We start from the raw sequence: 20975 nt of genomic DNA on the forward strand, positions 1-20975 counted from the left end.
GAAAAGCAGACCTTATTGCCCCCTAATATTCTCCTTCTTCATTTGATCAAAATCGGATTCCGTCTCTTTTTTCGGCCATGAATTATTGGTGACGTCGATATCAGCGGTTTCGGCCTTGGGATCAACGACTATCCCGGTAAGTTCTTTTTCCGAAGAAACCACCACACTCACCTCCTTATCATTTTTCCGCCATATCTCGGGCGGGTAGGTAATGTTCTTGGTTGTGCCATCGGCGTAGGTATATTCAACGATCAAAGGCATGGGCAGTCCACCCGGTTTGTCGTAGGTGACCTGATAAAAATACTTGGGCTCTTTAACTTTGGCGCGTTCGTCGGCCGTCATATTGTCCATCATGAATTCTTTGAGGGTCTTCGAACTTTCAGAGGGCGCTTTCCCCTTTAGGTTCGTATCGAAATCTTCACTGTCATCCTCGGCCAAATAGACTAAGGGCGGTAAATCGGCTTCCGTAATGTTGCGGGCGGCCATATACTCCTCCATTTGTTTAGTGGGCTTGTCGCTCACATAATATTTTTTGATATCTTTTACCCCTATATCCACATAATCGGTGGTATAGAACCAGCCTCTCCAGTACCAATCCAAATCCACTGCCGAGGCATCCTCCATAGTTCGGAAGAAATCCTCGGGGGTGGGGTGCTTGAACATCCAACGGTGTGAATAAGTCTTGAAGGCGTAATCGAACAATTCCCTGCCCATCACGGTTTCCCTTAAGATATTGAGGGCGGTAGCCGGTTTGCCGTAGGCATTGGGACCCAACTGATAGACGTTTTCGGGGTTGGACATGATTGGCGCGATTGTGCTTTGGTCGCCCGACATGTAAGGAACCACGTCTGATGGGTCTCCCCTTCTTGAAGGATATTTGGTATTGGGTGCTATGGCCTCTGGATATTTTTCCCCGAATTCCTGCTCTGCCATGTATTGCATAAATGTATTGAGCCCTTCATCCATCCAGCCCCATTGCCGCTCGTCGGAATTGACGATCATCGGGAAGAAGTTGTGGCCCACCTCATGGATGATAACGCTGAGCATTCCGAATTTTACCCGGTCGGAATACGACCCGTCTTCGTTCGGCCGGCCGTAGTTCCAACAGATCATGGGGTATTCCATACCTTGGTTCTTGGCGTGCACCGAAATTGCCTTGTGATAGGGATAATCGAAAGTATGCGACGAATATGATTTTAAGGTGTGGGCTACGGCCTTGGTAGAATACTCTTCCCAAAGCGGATTACCTTCCTTCGGATACATCGAAACGGCCATTACATCACGGTCGCCCATCTTAACGGCCTGCATGTCCCAAATCCATTTTCGGGATGTCGCAAAGGCATAATCCCTGACATTTTCGGCCTTGAACTTCCAAGTCTTTTTCTTTTCCGAAAAGCTTTTCTCGGCCTTTTCCGCTTCTTTTTGGGTAACGATTAGTACGGGTTTATCGTATGATTTTTTGGCTTTTTCATAGCGGGCCATCATCTCTTTGGAGAATACTTCCTGCCGGTTCTGAAGCTTTCCGGTGCCGTCTAGTATATGATCGGCGGGTACCGTAATATTGACCTCATAATCGCCGAACGGAAGAGCAAACTCGCCACTGCCCCAAAATTGATGGTTCTGCCACCCTTCTACATCGCTATACACGGCCATCCGTGGAAAAAACTGTGCGATTACATAGGCTCGGTTACCATCCTCAGGAAAATATTCGTAGCCCGAGCGCGCCCTGTCCACAGTATGTTCGGGAATATTGTAATCCCATTTGATGGAAAACGATAGCTCCTCCCCGCTCTTCAACGGCCGGGGAATGTCGATACGCATCATGGTCATATTTATCGTATAAGGCAATGGAGTTCCACTGGCATCCTTCACAAAATCAACGTTGAACCCCCCGTCGAAAGGCTCTTTAAGATATTTTTTGGCAAAAGCGCCCGGTTCTTCGGCCGGGGCCAATTCCCCACCGTTGTGCAAAGGCGCTTTTGAGGTCTTGGCCCTGATATTCTGATCCAACTGCACCCAAAGATATTCCAGGTCATCGGGCGAATTGTTGGTATAAGTAATGGTCTCCTCCCCGGATATACTGGCATTTTTATCGTCTAGCTCGATATCCATCTTGTAATCCGCCTGTTGCTGATAATATTCGGGACCTGGGGCGCCCGAAGCGGAGCGATAACTGTTCGGTGTAGCAAACTCCTCATAGAGTTGTTTGAACTTGTTCTGGTTATAGTGACCGGGTTCTTTTTCTTTCTGCTGTGCTTGGGCGACAACGCTGGTCGCGGACAAAAACAGTACCGCAACTAGGCAATATTTGAGTAAATTCATGTTAAAAATAGGGTTTGATATGAATCTGCGAAAAGTAAAGTTTTCTAAGGATTATTATAGAGAATGTTACAAGTTTAACATTCCTTTAGTATCGGATTTTAAAAGGACAAAACTTTTCTTTTTCCCATGGATCTTAAAATGAACGATGTTCTGTTGTTCGTCGTAAAGGTCGGTAAGTATTTCGTTCGTTATTTGGATGGATGTCGTAGTGGCCAAATCGACTTTGGGAATTTCGATATAGCAAATCATCACATCGACATCGTATTTCTTCCCTATAAAAGTATAGGATGCATTCTTACCGTTGATTTCCACTGCAAATTTTGTCCTAAAGTACTTCTCTATATAAGCATCCGCTTCTTCCGATTCGTTTTTCGTGGCCAATTCGGCGTCAAAACCGTAGCGTTCCTGTAGCACGTTTTCAAAATCGTCGATAAAAATGCGGGAAGTAATCTGTATCGCCCCATCCTTTTCGGAATAGTTGACATTGGTTACGCTTAAATAGAATTTATGGGCGGTAACGAACGCGAACAGCGGCAGCAGTAGAATTAAAATGGATTTTTTTAGGAGGTTCATGTGTTTCGCATTGTCAGAATTAGGATTTTTAAGGTGGATGGATGGTATGATTTACAAAATTAAACAAATCATGTGCCAACTACACGCTGCAACTGCCAATTACCCCTATCTTCTACGGATTTCGTTAAGCAAAATCGCTGTAGCCGTCGCAACATTTAAACTTTCCGCGGAATTCTTACCGAACTGTGGAATACTTATTTTTTCGGAAACCAAAGCCTGGACTTCGGAGGAAATACCCTTGGCCTCATTCCCCATTACCAGTATCCCCTTTTCGGGTATTTTCGTTGTGTAGACCGGTTGACCCTCCATAAAGGCACCAAAAATGGGAAGGTCCGTTTTCCGCAGAAAATCTTCTAAATCCGTATAACCGACCTGAACCCGGGCGATAGAGCCCATGGTGGCCTGCAGGGTCTTGGGGTTGTAGCAATCTACCGTAGTTGCAGAACATACCAGATGTTGGATACCGAACCAATCGCATAACCGGATGATCGTACCCAAATTTCCGGGATCTCGAACATCGTCAACAGCGAGAATCCAATCCGAGAAATCGATGTTTCCGACTTTTGCCATCTCGAATACCCCGATTACGGTATTGGGGGTTGTAAAACCGCTCATTTGCCGAAGTTCGGCCTCCGTGACGAATTCAACAGCCGCGTCGTGACCGTCGAAGACAGAAACATCCGAAGCAAATATCCGATAAACGGTAAACTCCGAATCTAGCAGTTCCCGTACCGCTTTGACACCTTCAACAACGAAGAGGCCATATTGGTTGCGGTACTTTTTTTGTTGAAGGCTTTTAACAAGCTTTATTTGATTTTTACTGACCATACGGTTGCCATCTAGTTAAAATCCGTCCTTTTAATAAAATGCTGACACCTTCTTTCCATCCAAAGGACAAAAAAATCTGAATTCTGAATTTCGATGTCACAAATTCCAGCTCCCTATTTATCTCCCCAGATTTCCGGTCCACTCGATCACTATCCTACTTCCTCCTAATTCAATACCCCCTAATTCCCAAACGCCTAAATAAATTTCTGATAATTCGAATAATTCGTATCCAAATCCCTCAAACTTTACATGATTTCAATGTATTTTTGGTGGCTATGGGCATATCGTTTCCCTTTACCAGCAACACCGCTAAAATAAGCCTATTATTTCTAGTCGTGGTGTTCAACGCTTGCAATACCCTGAAAAGGGTAGGCGAAAACCAACTATTGCTCAAAAAGAACGAGATCACCGTAGATAGTGCCGAAGTAAAGAACGCCGATGTCGAAAGTCTAATTGTCCAAGAACCGAACCGTACTATTTTAGGATATCCGCTTCGGTTGAACCTCTACAACTTGGCGAAACAGAATCCCGATTCTTCCTATCAAAGCTGGTTGCACCGAAAAGAAAAAAGGCAACAGCGGCTCATCAATATCCTTTCAAAAAAACAGGTAGACCGCTTGGGCGAATCCTTTTTGGTAAAAGGGATTAACGAATGGCTCAAAAAAACCGGGGAAGAACCCGTCATACTCGATACTCTAAAGAGCCGGCGTACCTTAGAACGATTGAAGGCCTACTACGACAGTAAAGGATATTTCAATAGTAATACTACCTATAAAATCGATACGATACCCAAGCGCCAAAGAGCCATTATGGACTATAAAATCGAGTTGGGCGAACCTTTTACCATCGATTCGGTTTCGCGCCAAATTGTTTCGGAAGCGGTCGATTCCATTTATGCCCTCAATACTACAGATTCGTTCGTAAAAAAAGGGGATCAGTTCGACCTTGCCAAATTCGGAGCAGAGCGGGAACGCCTAAGTAATATATTTCGGAATACAGGCGTCTACAATTTTCAGGAAAGCTCTATTTCCTATGATATCGCGACCGATACCACCAAATTGGCCGATGACCAAAAAATGAACATCGAACTGAATATTGACAACTTTAAAAAGCGAGGTGACTCTGCCATAACCACTGCGCCATATCAGGTGTATCGCTTCAACAGGATAAATATTTACACCGATTATCTTTTCGACGAACGTGATCGAAATCAAAAATTCATCCGTTTCAAGGATTATACTATATTTTATCGGGACAAGCTGCGGTTCAACCCCAATACGTTGGCCAATGCCGTTTTTTTTGAACAAGACAGTGTGTATCGCGACATCGATCGCACCCGCACATACCGGCAGATCACCAACCTCGGGGTTTTCAAATATCCGACGATTACGCCCGTGCCCAATGAAGAAGAGGCGACCTTGGACACCAATATCTATCTGGCGTCCCGGCCGAGATATTCGTTGGGTATGTCTTTCGAGCTTACGCGGTCGTCAATTCAACAGGTCGGGCTGGCCCTAAACCCCTCGTTACAGGCAAGAAATCTATTTGGGGGCGCCGAAAACCTGAGTATCTCGGGGCGTGTGAGTATCGGGAACTCGAACGACCGTAGTATTATCGATAACCGGTTTTTTAATGTTCAGGAATTCGGTGCCGATGCCAATTTGGATATTCCCAGTATTTGGTTTCCTTTTTTCAATACCAAAAAGATAATACCCAGCTATACGCTTCCGAGAACCCGAATTTCACTGGGCACCAGTTTTCAAAAAAATATCGGACTCGATAAACAGGCGTTCAATACCGTTTTGGGCTATAATTGGATTCCCTCCGACCATATCAAACACAACGTTGAACTACTGAATGTACAGTTTGTCAGAAATGTCAATACGGATCGCTTCTTTAGTGTGTATCGCAATTCCTTTGAACAATTGAACGATATAGCTATTGCGGATAAATATCGGAACGACCCTTCATTAACGGAATTTTACGAACCGAGAGTCGAATCGGAAGACCCCCGACTGAATATACCCCAAGGAACTACCGATTTCACAAATGCCATTCTCAGCAGACAAGTACCGGCTACAACTACTGATTTTGACGCCGTGAGCCGTATCGAGGAAAGAAGGCAGCGACTGACCGAAAACAACTTGATTTTTACCAGTAATTACACCCTGAACTATACCAGTCGCAACGGACTTACCGACAACAAATTCTTTCAGTTCCGCTTTAAACTTGAAAGTGCGGGGAATTTACTCTCCGGTATTTCGGCGCTGATTCCCTTCGATGAGAACGAAAACGGAAATAGCTTGATCTTTAATGTTCCGTATAGCCAATACGTGAAGACCGAATTGGACTATGTGAAATATTGGAGCGTATCGCGTACTAGCGTGTTGGCCTTTCGTTCGTTTTTTGGCATTGCCGTGCCGTACGGCAATTCGAACAACATTCCGTTCGTTCGTAGTTATTTTGCCGGGGGAGCTAACGACATAAGAGCTTGGTCACCCTATTCCTTGGGGCCGGGACGTATCGATGCCATCAACGATTTTAACGAAGCCAATTTAAAACTGAGCCTGAACCTTGAATACCGTTTTCCCCTATTCGGCAGTTTCAAGGGCGCCCTGTTCGCCGATGCGGGAAATATCTGGAACGTTTTGGACAACGTCGAAGACCCAGAAGCTACTTTTACCGGATTAGATTCACTTGAAGATATCGCGCTGGGCACTGGATTCGGACTCCGTTACGATTTTACTTTTTTCGTGCTGCGGGCCGACCTAGGCTTCAAGACCTACAATCCCGCCAATGAAATTTCGAAACGCTGGTTCGCGGACTATAATTTTAAGAATGCCGTTCTACAGATCGGGATTAATTATCCTTTTTAAAGTTCAAACATTATTTTATTACTTTTGCATCCAAATCTATTAGAAACACTAAGAACATAAATTATGGCCCACAATATAAAACCTGGCGTAGCAACCGGCGACGAAGTACAAGCAATTTTTAAATATGCCAAAGAGAAAGGTTTCGCCCTTCCGGCGGTAAACGTAATAGGTTCGGATACCATCAACGGTGTTTTGGAAACCGCTGCTAGCCTGAACGCTCCGGTAATGGTACAGTTTTCGAACGGGGGCGCGCAGTTCAATGCAGGCAAGGGCCTGTCGAACGAGGGACAAAAAGCGGCCGTTCTTGGAGCGGTGGCAGGTGCCAAGCACGTACACCAATTGGCAGAGGCCTACGGCGCCACGGTTATTCTGCACACCGACCATTGTGCTAAAAAGTTATTGCCTTGGATCGACGGGATGCTCGATGCCAGTGAAAAACATTTCGAGCAAACCGGTAAATCACTGTTTAGTTCGCACATGATCGACCTTTCGGAAGAACCACTCGAAGAAAATATTGAAATCTGCAAAGGTTATTTGAAGCGAATGGCCAAAATGAACATGACGCTCGAAATCGAATTGGGCATTACAGGTGGCGAAGAAGACGGTGTCGACAACAGCGATGTCGACGATTCAAAGCTCTATACGCAGCCCGAAGAAGTGGCCTATGCTTACGAAGAACTTTCAAAAGTAAGTCCGCGTTTTACCATTGCTGCCGCTTTCGGAAACGTGCATGGGGTATACAAACCGGGCAATGTAAAATTGACCCCAAAAATCCTGAAAAATTCCCAGGATTACATCACTGAGAAATATGGCGTCGGGCACAACCATATCGATTTTGTGTTCCACGGTGGCTCCGGTTCTACCGTCGAAGAAATACGCGAGGGTATCAGCTACGGGGTAATTAAAATGAATATCGATACCGATCTGCAATACGCTTTTCTTGCGGGAGTAAGGGATTATGTTCAAGATAAAAAAGACTATCTTCAAACTCAGATTGGAAATCCAAACGGCCCGGACGAGCCAAATAAAAAATTCTACGACCCCAGAGTATGGCTTCGCGAAGGCGAAAAGACCTTTATCGAACGCTTGAAAAAAGCCTTTGAAGACCTTAACAATGTAAATACGTTATAAATAAATGCAATGGAACTGCCTCAAACCGGTTCACTTCTAAATACCCCACTAACCCAAATATGGAAAACATGACGGCTTGGTTCAAAAGAAAGGAAAAGGGTATCCAGACGGCTACGGAAGAAAAGAAGGACACCCCGAAAGGACTGTGGTACAAATCGCCTACTGGAAAGATTGTAGAGTCCGAAGTACTGGCCAAGAATTATTATGTCAGTCCCGAAGACGACTATCACGTACAGATTGGCAGCAAACACTATTTTGAAATCCTTTTCGACGACAACAAGTTCAAGGAACTGGACGCGAAACTGACTTCAAAAGACCCTTTAAAGTTCGAGGATACCAAAAAGTACTCCGATCGCTTAAAGGCCGCCCAGAAAAAAACGGGACTTAAGGATGCCGTTCGCACGGCCGTGGGTAAATCTTTGGGAAAGGATATGGTCGTCGCTTGTATGGATTTTAGTTTTATCGCCGGATCCATGGGCAGCGTAGTGGGTGAAAAAATCGCCCGGGCCATCGACCATTCCATCAAGAAAAAGATTCCCTTTGTCATGATATCGAAATCCGGTGGAGCCCGTATGATGGAGGCGGCGCTCTCGTTGATGCAATTGGCCAAGACCTCCGCCAAGCTGGCACAATTGGCAGAAGCCAAAGTACCTTATATTTCGGTTTGCACCGATCCCACGACTGGGGGCACTACCGCTTCCTACGCCATGTTGGGCGATATCAACATTTCTGAACCCGGTGCCCTTATTGGGTTTGCAGGGCCACGGGTTGTAAAGGAAGCAACGGGAAAAGAGCTTCCCGACGGTTTCCAAACCGCTGAATTCGTTCTCGAACACGGCTTTTTGGATTTTATCGTCCACCGAAAGAATCTAAAAAAGAAAATCAACCTATATATTGATTTGATCGAAAACAATCCGGTTAGGGCTTAGAGGTCTCCAACCTGAACGCCCGCCAGGCAGTCTACTATCTATTCATGAAACACGTCCCCCTACTACTAATTTTACTTTGGTTCTGTAATTGTTCTACAGATAAGGAAAAGATGCTGGCTGAAAACGATTCAATTTTAGCACAAGGAGTTACTCAAGTAACAAAAATCGAAGTTTCTGGCAATGCGAAAGCGTATACCTTTGATGTTACTATTGAAAGTCCCGATACCGGATGCGATCAATACGCCGATTGGTGGGAAGTCGTTGATTTGGAGGGTCATCTGGTTCATCGAAGAATTCTGGATCACAGCCACGTCAAAGAACAACCGTTTATGCGATCTGGGGAAAATATAGTGATCGCCGAAAATAAAGAAGTCTATGTTCGTATGCACATGAACAATTCCGGATATGCCAAAAAAGCGCAGAAGGGCAGTGTCGAAAATGGTTTTCAGGCCACGGAACTGGATGTGGAGTTCGCAAAGGATTTGGAGAAGGCGGCTCCCCTGCCCGACGGGTGTGCATTTTGAATTAAATGAACGCAGGTGGTGTATAACTCCGCAAAATAACCTTATATTTGCGCCCTGATTTAGAGAAAATCACATACATAAAAATCATTTAAAACAATATTGGCATGTATTTAACCAAAGAAGTAAAGGCCGACATCTTTAAAAAGCATGGCGGAAAAGCGGAGAACACCGGTTCTACCGAAGGGCAAGTGGCTCTTTTCACCCACCGAATCAACCACCTTACGGGGCATTTGAAAAATAATCGCAAAGATTATAACACAGAACGCTCATTGGTGCGTTTGGTTGGTAAAAGACGTAGTCTTCTCGATTATTTGAAGAAAAAGGATGTGGTTCGCTATCGTGAACTAATCAAAGAACTAAACATCAGAAAATAAGGGCAGCCTATTCTTTGCCCATCGAAACGTAAGGGCTGAAAATTTTCGGCCCTTACGTTTTTTTAATCGCGAAAAAAAATTACATATATGATTCCAAAAGTATTTAGAGAGGTCATCGACCTTGGCGACGGTAGGGAAATTTCTATCGAGACCGGCAAATTGGCGAAGCAGGCCCACGGGTCCGTTGTCGTGCAATCCGGTAAATGTATGCTGTTGTGTACGGTTGTATCCAACTACGAACAAAAAGATTTGCCTTTTCTGCCTTTAACGGTAGATTACCGTGAAAAATTTGCGGCTTCTGGCCGTTATCCCGGTGGGTTCTTTAAAAGGGAAGCCCGGCCCAGCGACGGCGAAGTATTGACCATGCGACTGGTAGACCGAGTTCTGCGTCCGCTTTTTCCAAAAAATTATAGCGCCGAAACCCAGGTGATGATTCAATTGATGTCCCACGACGATGATGTCATGCCGGATGCCATGGCCGGATTGGCAGCTTCTGCAGCCATTCAACTATCGGATTTTCCGTTTGAATGTGCCATTTCAGAAGCCCGTGTCGGCCGTGTCGATGGTGAATTCATTATCAATCCAAGCCGTGCGCAATTGGAGGAAAGCGATATTGATATGATTATCGGTGCCTCAGCGGATTCTGTGATGATGGTAGAAGGTGAAATGGACGAGATTTCCGAAGAGGACATGGTCGAGGCCATCAAATTTGCACATGAAGCCATCAAAAAACAGATCGATGCCCAAATGAAACTGGCCGACGCCTTCGGAAGAAAGGAAGTACGTGAGTGGGAACAAGCATCCGAAGATACCGATTTGGAGAAAAAGATTCATGAGCTAGCGTATGACAAAGTGTATGCAGTGGCCAAGGCCGGTTCTGCAAAGCACGAACGCAGTGCAGCTTTTTCAGAAATCAAAGATGAGATAAAGGCTGGCTATTCCGAAGAAGAATTAGCGGAAAAAGGAGATTTGATTTCCGAATATTATCGCAAAGCAGAAAAAGCAGCGGTTCGGGACTTAACCCTTAACGAAGGTTTACGTTTAGACGGTAGAAAAACTGACGAGATCCGCCCCATCTGGTGCGAGATCGATTATCTGCCATCTACACACGGATCCGCCATTTTCACAAGAGGGGAAACGCAAGCTTTGGCTACCGTTACTCTAGGTACATCCCGAGAAGCGAACAAAATTGACATGCCTTCCTACGAAGGTGAGGAAACTTTCTATTTACATTATAACTTCCCACCGTTCTGTACCGGTGAGGCACGGCCCATCCGCGGTACTTCGCGAAGGGAAGTAGGTCACGGTAACCTGGCACAACGCGCCTTGAAAGGCATGATTCCAGCAGATTGCCCCTACACCGTTCGTGTAGTTTCCGAAGTATTGGAAAGCAACGGATCTTCATCGATGGCCACTGTTTGTTCAGGTACTATGGCTTTGATGGATGCTGGGGTACAATTAAAGAAACCGGTTTCAGGTATCGCTATGGGATTGATTTCCGATGGCGATTCCGGCAAATACGCCGTGTTGTCCGACATCCTTGGAGACGAGGATCACCTAGGCGATATGGACTTCAAAGTGACCGGTACCGCTGATGGTATCACTGCTTGCCAAATGGACATCAAGGTAAAAGGACTGTCCTATGAAATCTTGGTCAAAGCCCTCAAGCAAGCTCAAGCCGGTCGTCTGCATATCCTAGAAAAACTGACGGATACTATTTCCGCGCCAAATACCGATGTGAAACCACATGCACCAAAAATGGTAACTACGGTAATTCCGAACGAATTTATCGGCGCCTTGATTGGTCCTGGTGGAAAAGTGATTCAGGAATTGCAGAAAGAAACCAAAACCACTATCGTTATCAACGAAGATCCCGTAACCGAGGAAGGTATCGTAGAAATATTAGGAACGGACCAAAATGGAATCGATGCCGTATTGGCGAAGATCGAGTCTTTGATGTTCAAACCCAAAGAAGGTAGCGTTTACGAGGTGAAGGTAATTAAAATGCTCGATTTTGGTGCCGTAGTCGAATATCAAGATGCTCCTGGTAACGAGATTTTACTGCACGTATCCGAGATTGCTTGGGAACGCACCGAGAATGTATCCGATGTGTTAAGTATGGGTGATGTGTTCGATGTGAAATATATGGGTATCGATAAACGAACCCGAAAAGACAGGGTATCGCGCAAGGTACTTATGGACAAACCGGAAGGCTACTCTGAACGACCACCTCGCAGCAACGACCGTGGCCGTGACGACCGCCGTGGCGGTGGAAGGGATAGTCGTGATCGCAAGCCGCGACGCGATTAAACGCTAGACGCTAGACGCTAGACGCTAGACCAAAATAAAAAAAGCCCCGTTCAACTCGATGAACGGGGCTTTTTAATGGAATTCACCGAAAAAATCCACTTTTTTCACCCCAATTGTAACATTTCACGCTTTTTTACGTATAAGTATATGCAGCTTATGCGAAGAACCGGTTTTTACCCAACTATATACGGGCTCTTTGAAGCTTAACTAGAAAAGGAAATTTAGCGATGAGACAGTTAAAGATTACCAAACAGGTCACCAACAGGGAGACCGCATCATTGGACAAGTATTTGCAGGAAATCGGGAAAGTCGATTTGATTACTGCCGATGAAGAAGTAGAATTGGCACAACGAATCAAGAAAGGCGACCAGATCGCACTTGAAAAATTGACCAAGGCCAACCTTCGTTTCGTAGTATCGGTCGCCAAACAATATCAGAACCAAGGCCTTACATTACCCGATTTGATCAACGAGGGCAACCTCGGCCTGATCAAAGCCGCACAGCGCTTTGACGAAACCCGTGGATTTAAATTTATATCCTACGCCGTTTGGTGGATCCGTCAATCGATTTTGCAGGCTTTGGCCGAGCAATCACGTATCGTACGTTTGCCCTTGAACAAAATCGGTTCCATCAACAAGATCAATAAGACTTTTGCTTTCTTGGAGCAGGCTCACGAACGTATGCCCAGTGCCGAAGAAATTGCCAAGGAATTGGATATGACCGTCGAAGACGTAAAACAATCCCTGAAAAACTCCGGTCGCCATGTATCTATGGATGCACCTTTGATCGACGGTGAGGATTCCAACCTGTATGATGTACTTCGTAGCGGGGAATCGCCCAACCCCGATAAGGAACTTTTGCAGGAATCGCTTCGGGTAGAGATCGAACGCTCTTTGGAGACTTTGACCCCAAGGGAAGCCGATGTCATCCGTTTGTATTTCGGTCTCGCCGGACAACATTCGATGACCTTGGAAGAAATCGGCGAAACCTTTGACCTTACCCGGGAACGCGTTCGCCAGATTAAGGAAAAAGCGATACGACGATTGAAGCATACCTCTAGAAGCAAGATATTAAAAACCTATTTAGGTTAAATAAATGCCGTATCGAGCCAAAAAAATTGTGCGTTAAATAATCCTTAAATTGGAAAATTGGCATATAAGTTGTAATTTTAAAGTAACAACAGTTTATCATGACTGTTCGTTTTTTGATTGATGAATAAACTCCGGCTGATTACCGGAGTTTTTTCGTTTCGGTGGCAGCCCTTCTTTACAACTTTGACAAAGTTTAATCGGCAATTTTTACTAGAATGACAACTGCTTACGTATTTTTGTTTTGATTATGAAAAACAAGGCATCAAACCAGCCCAACAACCCACTACACGGAGTAAAGCTAACGGATATTCTTGAACAAATTACCCAGAAATACACTTGGGAGCAGCTCGCCGACCGTATTGACATCAACTGCTTCAAAAGCAACCCTACTATAAAATCATCGCTAAAATTTTTAAGGCGCACACCTTGGGCTAGGGAAAAAGTCGAACACCTCTATTTAAAATCCATCAAAAAATAATGGCGTTCAACATTGTGCTTATTGAACCTGAAATACCTAATAATACGGGAAACATCGGCCGTTTGGCTTTGGCAACCGGTTCACATCTACATCTTGTAAAACCCTTTGGATTCGAATTGATCGATAAGCGCCTAAAACGTGCAGGACTTGATTATTGGCAGTACTTGTCAATATCCATTTATGAAAATAGTGATGCATTTTTCTCCCAGCATTCGGATAAAACCAAGGTCTATTTTTCAAGCCATGGCGAAAGGAACCATTGGTCCATTGATTATAAGGACGATCTTTTTCTGATTTTTGGGAAGGAGTCCGTTGGGCTATCCGAAGAAATCACTGAAAAGCATAGGGACAACCTGTATAAGATTCCACTTTATAGCGAACACATACGCAGTTTGAATTTGGCGAATGCCGTTGGTATTGTGGTTTATGAAGGGTTAAGGCAACAAACGAACCCGTAGCGAAACTCCCTTGGGCCAGCATAGCAATGAGATGAACCCTGAAAAAGTCTATCCCACAGTCACAATCAAAGCTATTCGCCATAATCGTTTTAGCAAATCCTAAAGAGTGCAACGTATTCACTTCCTCCACCACAAAAAAACCATCATTGCCTTGAGACTGATATAAGGGCATAAAGATAAAAGCATCCCAAACGCTTCGGATGTTCGCTCCGTTTTGAATAGCCGAAAATTCCCCTTTTTTGATGGACTGAAAATTATTATAACCGGGTTGCATCCCGAACTGGTCGTATTCTTCAAGACTTTGCCTATGAATAATTTCAAAAGTCCTTTGATTACCAACTTCTTGCACGGAGATGCAGGGCAGGCTGTCGGAGGAAGTGCTATGGCAATCCAAGAAATATCTTTTAGGCGATTGCGCCTTGAGCGCATCGATAATCTCGAACATTTCTCCCTTCCCATTCGTATCTTTGGCTCCCGAATCCACATTTTTTTCGATCCAGGTCCGATTAAGGTTCTTGTCTATGTAGCGTAGCGCTTCGAACGCCCACAATTACGTACCTTTGTATTTTATTTATAATAAACCGATGTGTTAAAGTATACCGATGAGCGAAACAAAAATAGCCCCTTCCCTACTCGCCGCCGATTTCGGCAACTTACAGCGAGATATCGAACTGGTCAATAAAAGTGAGGCAGATTGGCACCATATCGATATTATGGATGGCCTCTTCGTACCCAATATCTCCTACGGTATGCCCGTAGTAAAGACGATTGCCCAATATGCCACAAAACCTTTGGACGTACATTTAATGATTGTAGATCCCGACCGCTACATCAAGACTTTTGCAGAACTGGGAGCCACAAACCTCACCGTACACTATGAAGCCTGTACCCATTTGCACCGAACCATACAGGCTATCAAAGCAGAAGGTATGAAAGCTGGTGTAGCCCTGAACCCACATACCAATATCTTGCTTTTAGAGGATGTTATAAAGGATATCGATGTCGTACTAGTCATGAGTGTAAACCCGGGCTTCGGTGGGCAGTCCTTTATCGAAAATACCTATGAAAAAGTAAGGGCATTGCGGGAACTCATTACGAACAAAAAATCAAAGGCTCTTATCGAAATCGATGGAGGAGTTACCTCTAAAAATGCGAAAAACCTTGTAAAGGCAGGCGCAGATGTACTGGTCGCCGGCAGTTTTGTTTTTAAGAGCGATGACCCGACCGCGACTATTAAAGAACTTAAAGAAAGTGCAGACCAATGAAGCAGTTTGATGTCATTATTGTAGGGGGCGGCCCCATCGGAATTGCTTGTGGTCTTGCGGCGAAAACGAAGGGACTGAGCTACGTAATCCTTGAAAAAGGGCCCATTGTAAATTCCCTTTTCTACTATCCGGTAAACATGCAATTTTTTTCTTCATCGGAAAAGCTTGAAATCGATGGAATTCCCTTTATCAGCAACGAAGCCAAACCGAAGCGCAACGAGGCCTTGGAATATTATAGAAGGATTGTCACTTCGAACCAATTGGACATCCAGCTTTTTGAGAAGGTGGAAAACGTTGAAAAAAGGGATGGTCGATTTACCGTTATTTCCAATAAGAATAGTTATTCGGCTTCCAATGTGATAATAGCCACGGGCTTCTACGATTTGCCGAACAGAATGAACGTACCCGGGGAGAATCTTCCAAAAACTTCACACTATTACGACGACCCCCACTTTTACGCCAACCAAAAACTGGTCGTTGTGGGCGCCAGCAATTCCGCGATCGACGCGGCCCTGGAATGTTGGCGGAAAGGAGCGGAAGTTTCCCTGATTATCCGCGGATCTGAGGTGGGGCAGCGGGTAAAATATTGGGTGCGGCCCGATATCATAAACCGAATCGAAGAAGGCAGCATCAAAGCCTACTATAACACCACCATACAAGAAATCAGGGAAACGGAAATCCTTATTGATACGCCTGAAGGACCGGTTACCCTCGAAAATGATTTTGTGCTGGCGCTTACTGGGTACAAGCCGAATTTTGCTTTCCTCAAAAAACTGGGTATCGAACTCTCCGACGATGAGAAAAAACTACCGCAATACAATCCCGAAACCATGGAAACCAATGTTGACGGACTCTATCTGGCCGGCGTTATCTGCGGGGGCATGGAAACCCACAAATGGTTTATCGAGAATTCGAGGATTCATGCGAAGATTATCATGAACGCCATACTTCACGAAAATTCCAAGATCGTGGAGGCATAACGACTGACAGAGAAATACGAATCGGCTTAAGCGCTGACTAGGATAATCTCAACAAACAGTCTAAAGATAGGGACAATTGAGTCCAGATTTTTCAATTCACCTCGGATTCCTTTAAGACTGCGAGAATATCGATTTTTCGGGTTTTAGCCCAACCCCGATACTTCAAGCCTATCGTAAAGCACCGTTATGCGTATGTGTTAAGACCTAAGTCAAAACAAAAAATAAATCCTCTAAAGATGAATCAACTTTTTTCCTTGGCAATACATGGCGGGGCGGGTACCTTGGTGAAAGGCCAAATGACCACTGAAAAAGAAATCGCCTATAAAAAAGTTCTGGAATTTGCCCTTGACGAAGGCTATGCCCTTTTAAAAGAGGGAGCATCGTCAGTAGACGCCGTGGAGCGGGCCGTTGAAGTACTCGAAGATTCCCCACTCTTCAACGCGGGCAAGGGCAGCGTTTTTACCGCCGATGGAAACCACGAAATGGATGCCGCCATCATGAACGGAAAAACTTTGGATGCCGGAGCAGTTTCACTAATTCATGGTATTAAAAATCCCATTAGGCTAGCCCGCGACGTCATGGAAAAAAGCGAGCATATCTTTTTGGCGGCAGAAGGCGCGATGCAGTTTGCCCAAAGCCTGAATTACAACTTAGAGGATGCTTCCTATTTCTATGATGAATTTCGTTATCAACAGTGGCAGGACATCAAGGGCACCGACAGTTTTCAATTGGACCATTCCGGCAAAAAAGAATCCAAATTCGGCACCGTTGGCGCCGTGGCCTGCGATCAACAGGGCAATCTTGCCGCTGCTACCTCGACGGGAGGTATGACCAATAAGCGCTTTGGGCGTGTAGGTGACAGTCCCATGATTGGCGTCGGCAACTATGCAAATAACAAAACTTGTGCCGTGAGCTGTACCGGTAGCGGTGAATTTTTTATAAAGGGAGTGGTAGCCTATGATGTATCTTGCCTTATGGAATACAAAGGCCTTTCGCTGAGCGAAGCAGCTTCAGAAGTAATCAACAAACGTCTGTTGTACATCGGCGGTGATGGCGGACTGATCGCGGTCGATAGTAACGGCAACATCGCTATGCCTTTCAATACAGAGGGAATGTATCGGGGGAGTAAAACATCATTAGGGGAAAAAAAGATTTCAATTTATGGGGAGTGAAAAATTTTTAGTCCACCATAAAAGCTTTATCGGAAGGCACAACTTTTAGGTTCCGCTCTTGAATATTGAAGCGGTCACCATTGGCCAGAATATGGGTCTTGAGGTTTGAAATCGACATCGGCATCCCTTTATTCAATAACTTTTCGTTATTGTGCCTAATTTCGCTCGGATCAAAGAGAATGACCATGCCCGAGCCGATTACCTCGAAGGTATTGCAGTTTTTGATGACCAAACCGGTATCCTCGGCAAGACCGACACCCAGAAGCTCTGGAAACCTTGCTATTGCTTCTGCCAATCGTCCAAAACGCCCTCGTGTAATGAAATGAGAGTCTATGACCAGGTTAGGTATAAATCCCATACCCTGCCTCATTCGCACGGCCCCTTTAATAAAAGCCTCTTTACCGCTACCCCCAGAAATCATTTCCATTGACATGCACATGGCACCGGCACTGGTTCCCGCTATTACTATTTTCTCGTTTTTATACCGTTCCGAAAGAATATTGTGAAGCGTGCTTCCCCCGATCTTTTGGACGATTTTAAATTGACTGCCACCAGAAAACATAACACAATCCGCCTGTTCAATGGTAGCGATATTTTGCCGATTTTCGGAATCTTTTTGCTCTCGGATATCGACGATATTGACATTAGCGCATCCCAATCTATCGAAGGCCTTTATGTAGTTATCCGAAACTTCGTTGGGTATGCTTGAGGCGGTCGGAATTACGGCGATCGATTTATCACATCCCCCACATTCCTTGGCCACCCTGGCCAAAATACCCTCCTCAATAAATTCAAGATGATATTTTTCCTTTGTTTCTATCCCTTTATCTTCGTTTCCCCCGATGGGAATCAGTATACCTTTTATTTGCATCAAAAATTTACAGTTTTGAACGCAAAAATACGGGTATTGTTGTGGAATTTAGGATTATATTTATAAAATTCCAGATATGCACTAATAATCATTACATGAAAATACGAGAAATAAATGCCATGCGCGGCCCCAACTATTGGTCTATTCGCAGAGAAAAACTGATAGTAATGGTCCTTGATCTTGAAGTGATGGAAGAGTATCCGACGAACGAGATTTCCGGTTTCGGGCCACGGCTTAAAAAAATGTTCCCAAGCATGTATGAACACCGCTGTTCCGAGGGCTGTGAAGGCGGATTTTTCATGCGAGTGGAAGAGGGTACTTGGATGGGACATGTGGTCGAGCATGTCGCCCTCGAAATACAGACCATGGCGGGAATGGATACCGGTTTCGGGCGTACCCGGGGTTTTGGAGAGAAAGGGGTTTATCACGTTGTCTTTTCGTATATCGAGGAAAATGCCGGACGTTATGCGGCCAAAGCAGCAGTGGCCATTTGCGAAGCCTTAATTTCAGGGAAGGATTACGATCTGGACGCCGACTTGCAACGTATGCGTGAATTACGGGAAGCCGAACGCTTGGGACCCAGTACAGGTTCAATCGTGGAGGAAGCTGAGAGAAGGGGCATTCCGTGGTTACGCCTGAATAAATATTCGCTTTGCCAACTGGGCTATGGCGCGAATCAAAAACGTATACAAGCCACCGTCACCAGCGAGACAAGTAGTATCGGGGTCGAACTGGCCTGCGACAAGGAAGATACCAAATATCTTCTGGAACAGGCGGAGGTACAGGTACCCCGAGGCGATATTATTTCGAAGGAAAGCAGTCTCAAGACTGCTTGCGATTTTATCGGCTTCCCATTGGTCATCAAACCCATTGATGGCAATCACGGCCGTGGTATATCAGTGGACATCAACACCTACGATGATGCCCTCAAAGCCTTTCGTATCGCCAAGGAAATATCGGACCGCATTATTGTAGAAAATTATATCACCGGTCAAGACTATCGCCTGCTGGTAATTAACAACGTATTGGTAGCCGCAGCCCTACGCTCTCCCGCCCATGTCATTGGCGATGGAAAATCTACCATAGACAACCTGATTGCCGATAAGAATAGAGATCCTAGACGGGGCTATGGCCATGAAAAGGAACTGACCATAATCACGATCAACGATTTGACCAAAACCATCATCGATGATGCCGGATATACCTTGGATTCCGTACTTCCGGAAGGCGAAAAATTGGTATTAAAGGATACTGCCAATCTTAGCACAGGCGGTACGGCGGAAGATGTTACTCATATCGTACACCCTGCCAATGTTGCCATGGCCGAACGCATCTCGAAAATTATCGACCTCGATATCGCCGGTATCGACATCATGACCACAGATATCAGCAAACCGCTATCGGATACCGGTGGTGCCGTACTCGAAGTAAATGCCGGCCCCGGTTTTCGAATGCACTTGGCCCCTACCAAAGGGCTACCCAGAAATGTGGCTGCCCCCGTAGTGGACAAACTTTTTCCACATCAAATGGACAAGGGACGCATTCCCATAGTGGCCATTACCGGTACCAATGGCAAGACGACCACCACCCGATTGATGGCGCATATGGCGAAAATGTCAGGGTATCGCGTTGGCTATACCACCAGCGATGGGGTCTACATCAAAAACAGGTTGCTTATGAAAGGGGATTGTACCGGCCCCCAAAGTACGGAATTCGTATTGCGCGACCCGACCGTAAACTTTGCGGTATTGGAATGTGCAAGAGGGGGGCTTTTACGGGCCGGGCTCGCCTTTTCCAAATGCGATGTCGGCATCGTCACCAATGTAGCCGCCGATCATTTGGGTTTAAAAGGCATTCATACGATAGAGCAATTGGCTCAAGTAAAGGCCGTCATTCCTGAAACAGTGCTGCCCGATGGCTATGCCATTTTAAACGCAGATGACGATTTGGTCTACGATATGCGCAAGGGTTTGGAATGTAACGTCGCGCTTTTCTCTATGGACGAGGATAATCCTAGAATCAAGGCCCTCCAAAGAAAGGGGGGCATTACCGCTGTCTATGAGAACGGTTATGTTACCCTATGTCGCGGTGCTTGGAAAATGCGGATTATGAAGGCAGAAAATATTCCGCTTACTTATAGCGGAAAGGCCAAGTTCATGATTCAGAACATCTTGCCGGCCATCATCGCCTGCAATGTTAAAAACATTACCATTGAAGACATGAAGGCGGGATTGGAAACCTTTATACCATCCGCATCCCAGACCCCCGGACGCCTTAATCTCTTTAAGTTCGAGAAATTCCAAATTCTGCTCGATTATGCCCATAATCCCTCCGGAATGCGGGCTCTTCAAAAATTTACCAATCAGATCGAGGCTACCCACAAGCTGGGTATCGTTGCAGGTATCGGGGATAGACGTGTAGAAGATAACAACCTGATTGGCAGTATCGCCGCCGAAATGTTCGATGAAATCATCATACGACAAGACAAACATTTGCGGGGAAAGTCGGAAGAAGAATTGATCAAGATGTTGAAAGACGGTATCACTTCCAAAAATCCCGACATAAAAACTACGATCATCACATCGGAAAAGGAAGCCATCTTCTACGCAATGAAAAATGTGCCTGAGGGGGCGTTGATTATTTTATGTAGCGATGTGGTATCAGAAGCCCTGGAACTCGTGGAAGACCTCAAGGAACAGGAACAAAAAGGAGCTTCGCTTATGGAGGAAGGATAAAAGCCAGCCACGTTATAACCGTTTTAAGGTATGGTAATTTCCCTAAAATAGGTTGCGT

At 45.3% G+C, this 20975-nt stretch carries 18 protein-coding genes; 14 read left to right on the plus strand and 4 right to left on the minus strand.

Going from position 1 to position 20975, the window contains the following annotated elements; translation table 11 throughout:
• Positions 1–12: 12 nt before the first annotated feature.
• The 3 genes from BLT07_RS16320 to BLT07_RS16330 form a co-directional block, all read right to left on the minus strand.
• Positions 13–2322, minus strand: a complete 2310-nt coding sequence (locus BLT07_RS16320; protein WP_091871712.1) for a M1 family metallopeptidase — start codon at positions 2320–2322, stop codon at positions 13–15.
• Between the two features lie 66 nt (positions 2323–2388).
• Complete coding sequence (locus BLT07_RS16325) at positions 2389–2895, minus strand: DUF6702 family protein (RefSeq protein ID WP_091871726.1); 507 nt, start codon at positions 2893–2895, stop codon at positions 2389–2391.
• Between the two features lie 105 nt (positions 2896–3000).
• The gene (locus BLT07_RS16330; RefSeq protein ID WP_091871729.1) at positions 3001–3723 is read right to left on the minus strand and encodes a TrmH family RNA methyltransferase; all 723 of its coding nucleotides are present in this window, start codon (positions 3721–3723) and stop codon (positions 3001–3003) included.
• A gap of 275 nt (positions 3724–3998) precedes the next feature.
• Here BLT07_RS16330 and tamL point away from each other — a divergent pair, with 275 nt between their 5' ends.
• The 13 genes from tamL to BLT07_RS16395 all read left to right on the plus strand — a co-directional run bounded on the left by tamL (position 3999) and on the right by BLT07_RS16395 (position 17311).
• Positions 3999–6599, plus strand: coding sequence for a translocation and assembly module lipoprotein TamL (gene tamL / locus BLT07_RS16335; protein ID WP_091871734.1), 2601 nt, complete (start codon positions 3999–4001; stop codon positions 6597–6599).
• Positions 6600–6662: 63 nt separating this feature from the next.
• Positions 6663–7730 (plus strand): class II fructose-bisphosphate aldolase, encoded by a 1068-nt coding sequence (gene fbaA, locus BLT07_RS16340; RefSeq protein WP_091871735.1) that lies wholly within the window; start codon positions 6663–6665, stop codon positions 7728–7730.
• A gap of 68 nt (positions 7731–7798) precedes the next feature.
• Entirely contained in the window at positions 7799–8659 is an 861-nt protein-coding gene (gene accD, locus BLT07_RS16345) for an acetyl-CoA carboxylase, carboxyltransferase subunit beta (protein ID WP_091872295.1), read from the plus strand.
• A 44-nt stretch (positions 8660–8703) separates the two neighbouring features.
• Positions 8704–9183, plus strand: a complete 480-nt coding sequence (locus tag BLT07_RS16350) for a hypothetical protein (protein ID WP_091871737.1) — start codon at positions 8704–8706, stop codon at positions 9181–9183.
• A 104-nt stretch (positions 9184–9287) separates the two neighbouring features.
• Entirely contained in the window at positions 9288–9557 is a 270-nt protein-coding gene (gene rpsO, locus BLT07_RS16355; protein WP_091871739.1) for a 30S ribosomal protein S15, read from the plus strand.
• An 87-nt stretch (positions 9558–9644) separates the two neighbouring features.
• Positions 9645–11867 (plus strand): polyribonucleotide nucleotidyltransferase, encoded by a 2223-nt coding sequence (locus BLT07_RS16360; protein WP_091871741.1) that lies wholly within the window; start codon positions 9645–9647, stop codon positions 11865–11867.
• Between the two features lie 227 nt (positions 11868–12094).
• On the plus strand, positions 12095–12958 hold the full coding sequence (locus tag BLT07_RS16365; protein ID WP_091871742.1) for a sigma-70 family RNA polymerase sigma factor: 864 nt from the start codon (positions 12095–12097) through the stop codon (positions 12956–12958).
• Between the two features lie 247 nt (positions 12959–13205).
• Positions 13206–13436 (plus strand): VF530 family protein, encoded by a 231-nt coding sequence (locus tag BLT07_RS16370; RefSeq protein WP_091871743.1) that lies wholly within the window; start codon positions 13206–13208, stop codon positions 13434–13436.
• The gene (locus tag BLT07_RS16375; RefSeq protein WP_091871752.1) at positions 13436–13894 is read left to right on the plus strand and encodes a tRNA (cytidine(34)-2'-O)-methyltransferase; all 459 of its coding nucleotides are present in this window, start codon (positions 13436–13438) and stop codon (positions 13892–13894) included. The genes BLT07_RS16370 and BLT07_RS16375 overlap by 1 nt, the downstream gene beginning before the upstream one ends.
• A 307-nt stretch (positions 13895–14201) precedes the next feature.
• Positions 14202–14426 carry a hypothetical protein gene (locus tag BLT07_RS21075; protein WP_175455357.1) on the plus strand — a complete coding sequence of 75 codons (225 nt, stop codon included), beginning with the start codon at positions 14202–14204 and terminating at the stop codon, positions 14424–14426.
• A gap of 70 nt (positions 14427–14496) precedes the next feature.
• Positions 14497–15159, plus strand: coding sequence for a ribulose-phosphate 3-epimerase (gene rpe, locus BLT07_RS16385; protein WP_091871754.1), 663 nt, complete (start codon positions 14497–14499; stop codon positions 15157–15159).
• Positions 15156–16139: a YpdA family putative bacillithiol disulfide reductase gene (locus BLT07_RS16390; RefSeq protein WP_091871755.1), complete on the plus strand. Its 984-nt coding sequence runs from the start codon at positions 15156–15158 to the stop codon at positions 16137–16139. The genes rpe and BLT07_RS16390 overlap by 4 nt, the downstream gene beginning before the upstream one ends.
• A gap of 236 nt (positions 16140–16375) precedes the next feature.
• Entirely contained in the window at positions 16376–17311 is a 936-nt protein-coding gene (locus BLT07_RS16395) for an isoaspartyl peptidase/L-asparaginase family protein (RefSeq protein WP_091871756.1), read from the plus strand.
• 7 nt (positions 17312–17318) lie between these two features.
• Here the strand turns inward: BLT07_RS16395 and BLT07_RS16400 are convergent, their stop codons facing one another.
• Positions 17319–18182, minus strand: a complete 864-nt coding sequence (locus BLT07_RS16400; RefSeq protein ID WP_091871760.1) for a cyanophycinase — start codon at positions 18180–18182, stop codon at positions 17319–17321.
• A 95-nt stretch (positions 18183–18277) separates the two neighbouring features.
• Between BLT07_RS16400 and cphA the strand changes: the two genes are divergently transcribed.
• A complete protein-coding gene (cphA, locus tag BLT07_RS16405; RefSeq protein WP_091871761.1) occupies positions 18278–20917 on the plus strand; it encodes a cyanophycin synthetase in 2640 nt (879 codons plus the stop codon).
• Positions 20918–20975 lie beyond the last annotated feature (58 nt).

The organism is Pricia antarctica (genome assembly GCF_900101815.1).
GTDB lineage: Bacteria > Bacteroidota > Bacteroidia > Flavobacteriales > Flavobacteriaceae > Pricia > Pricia antarctica.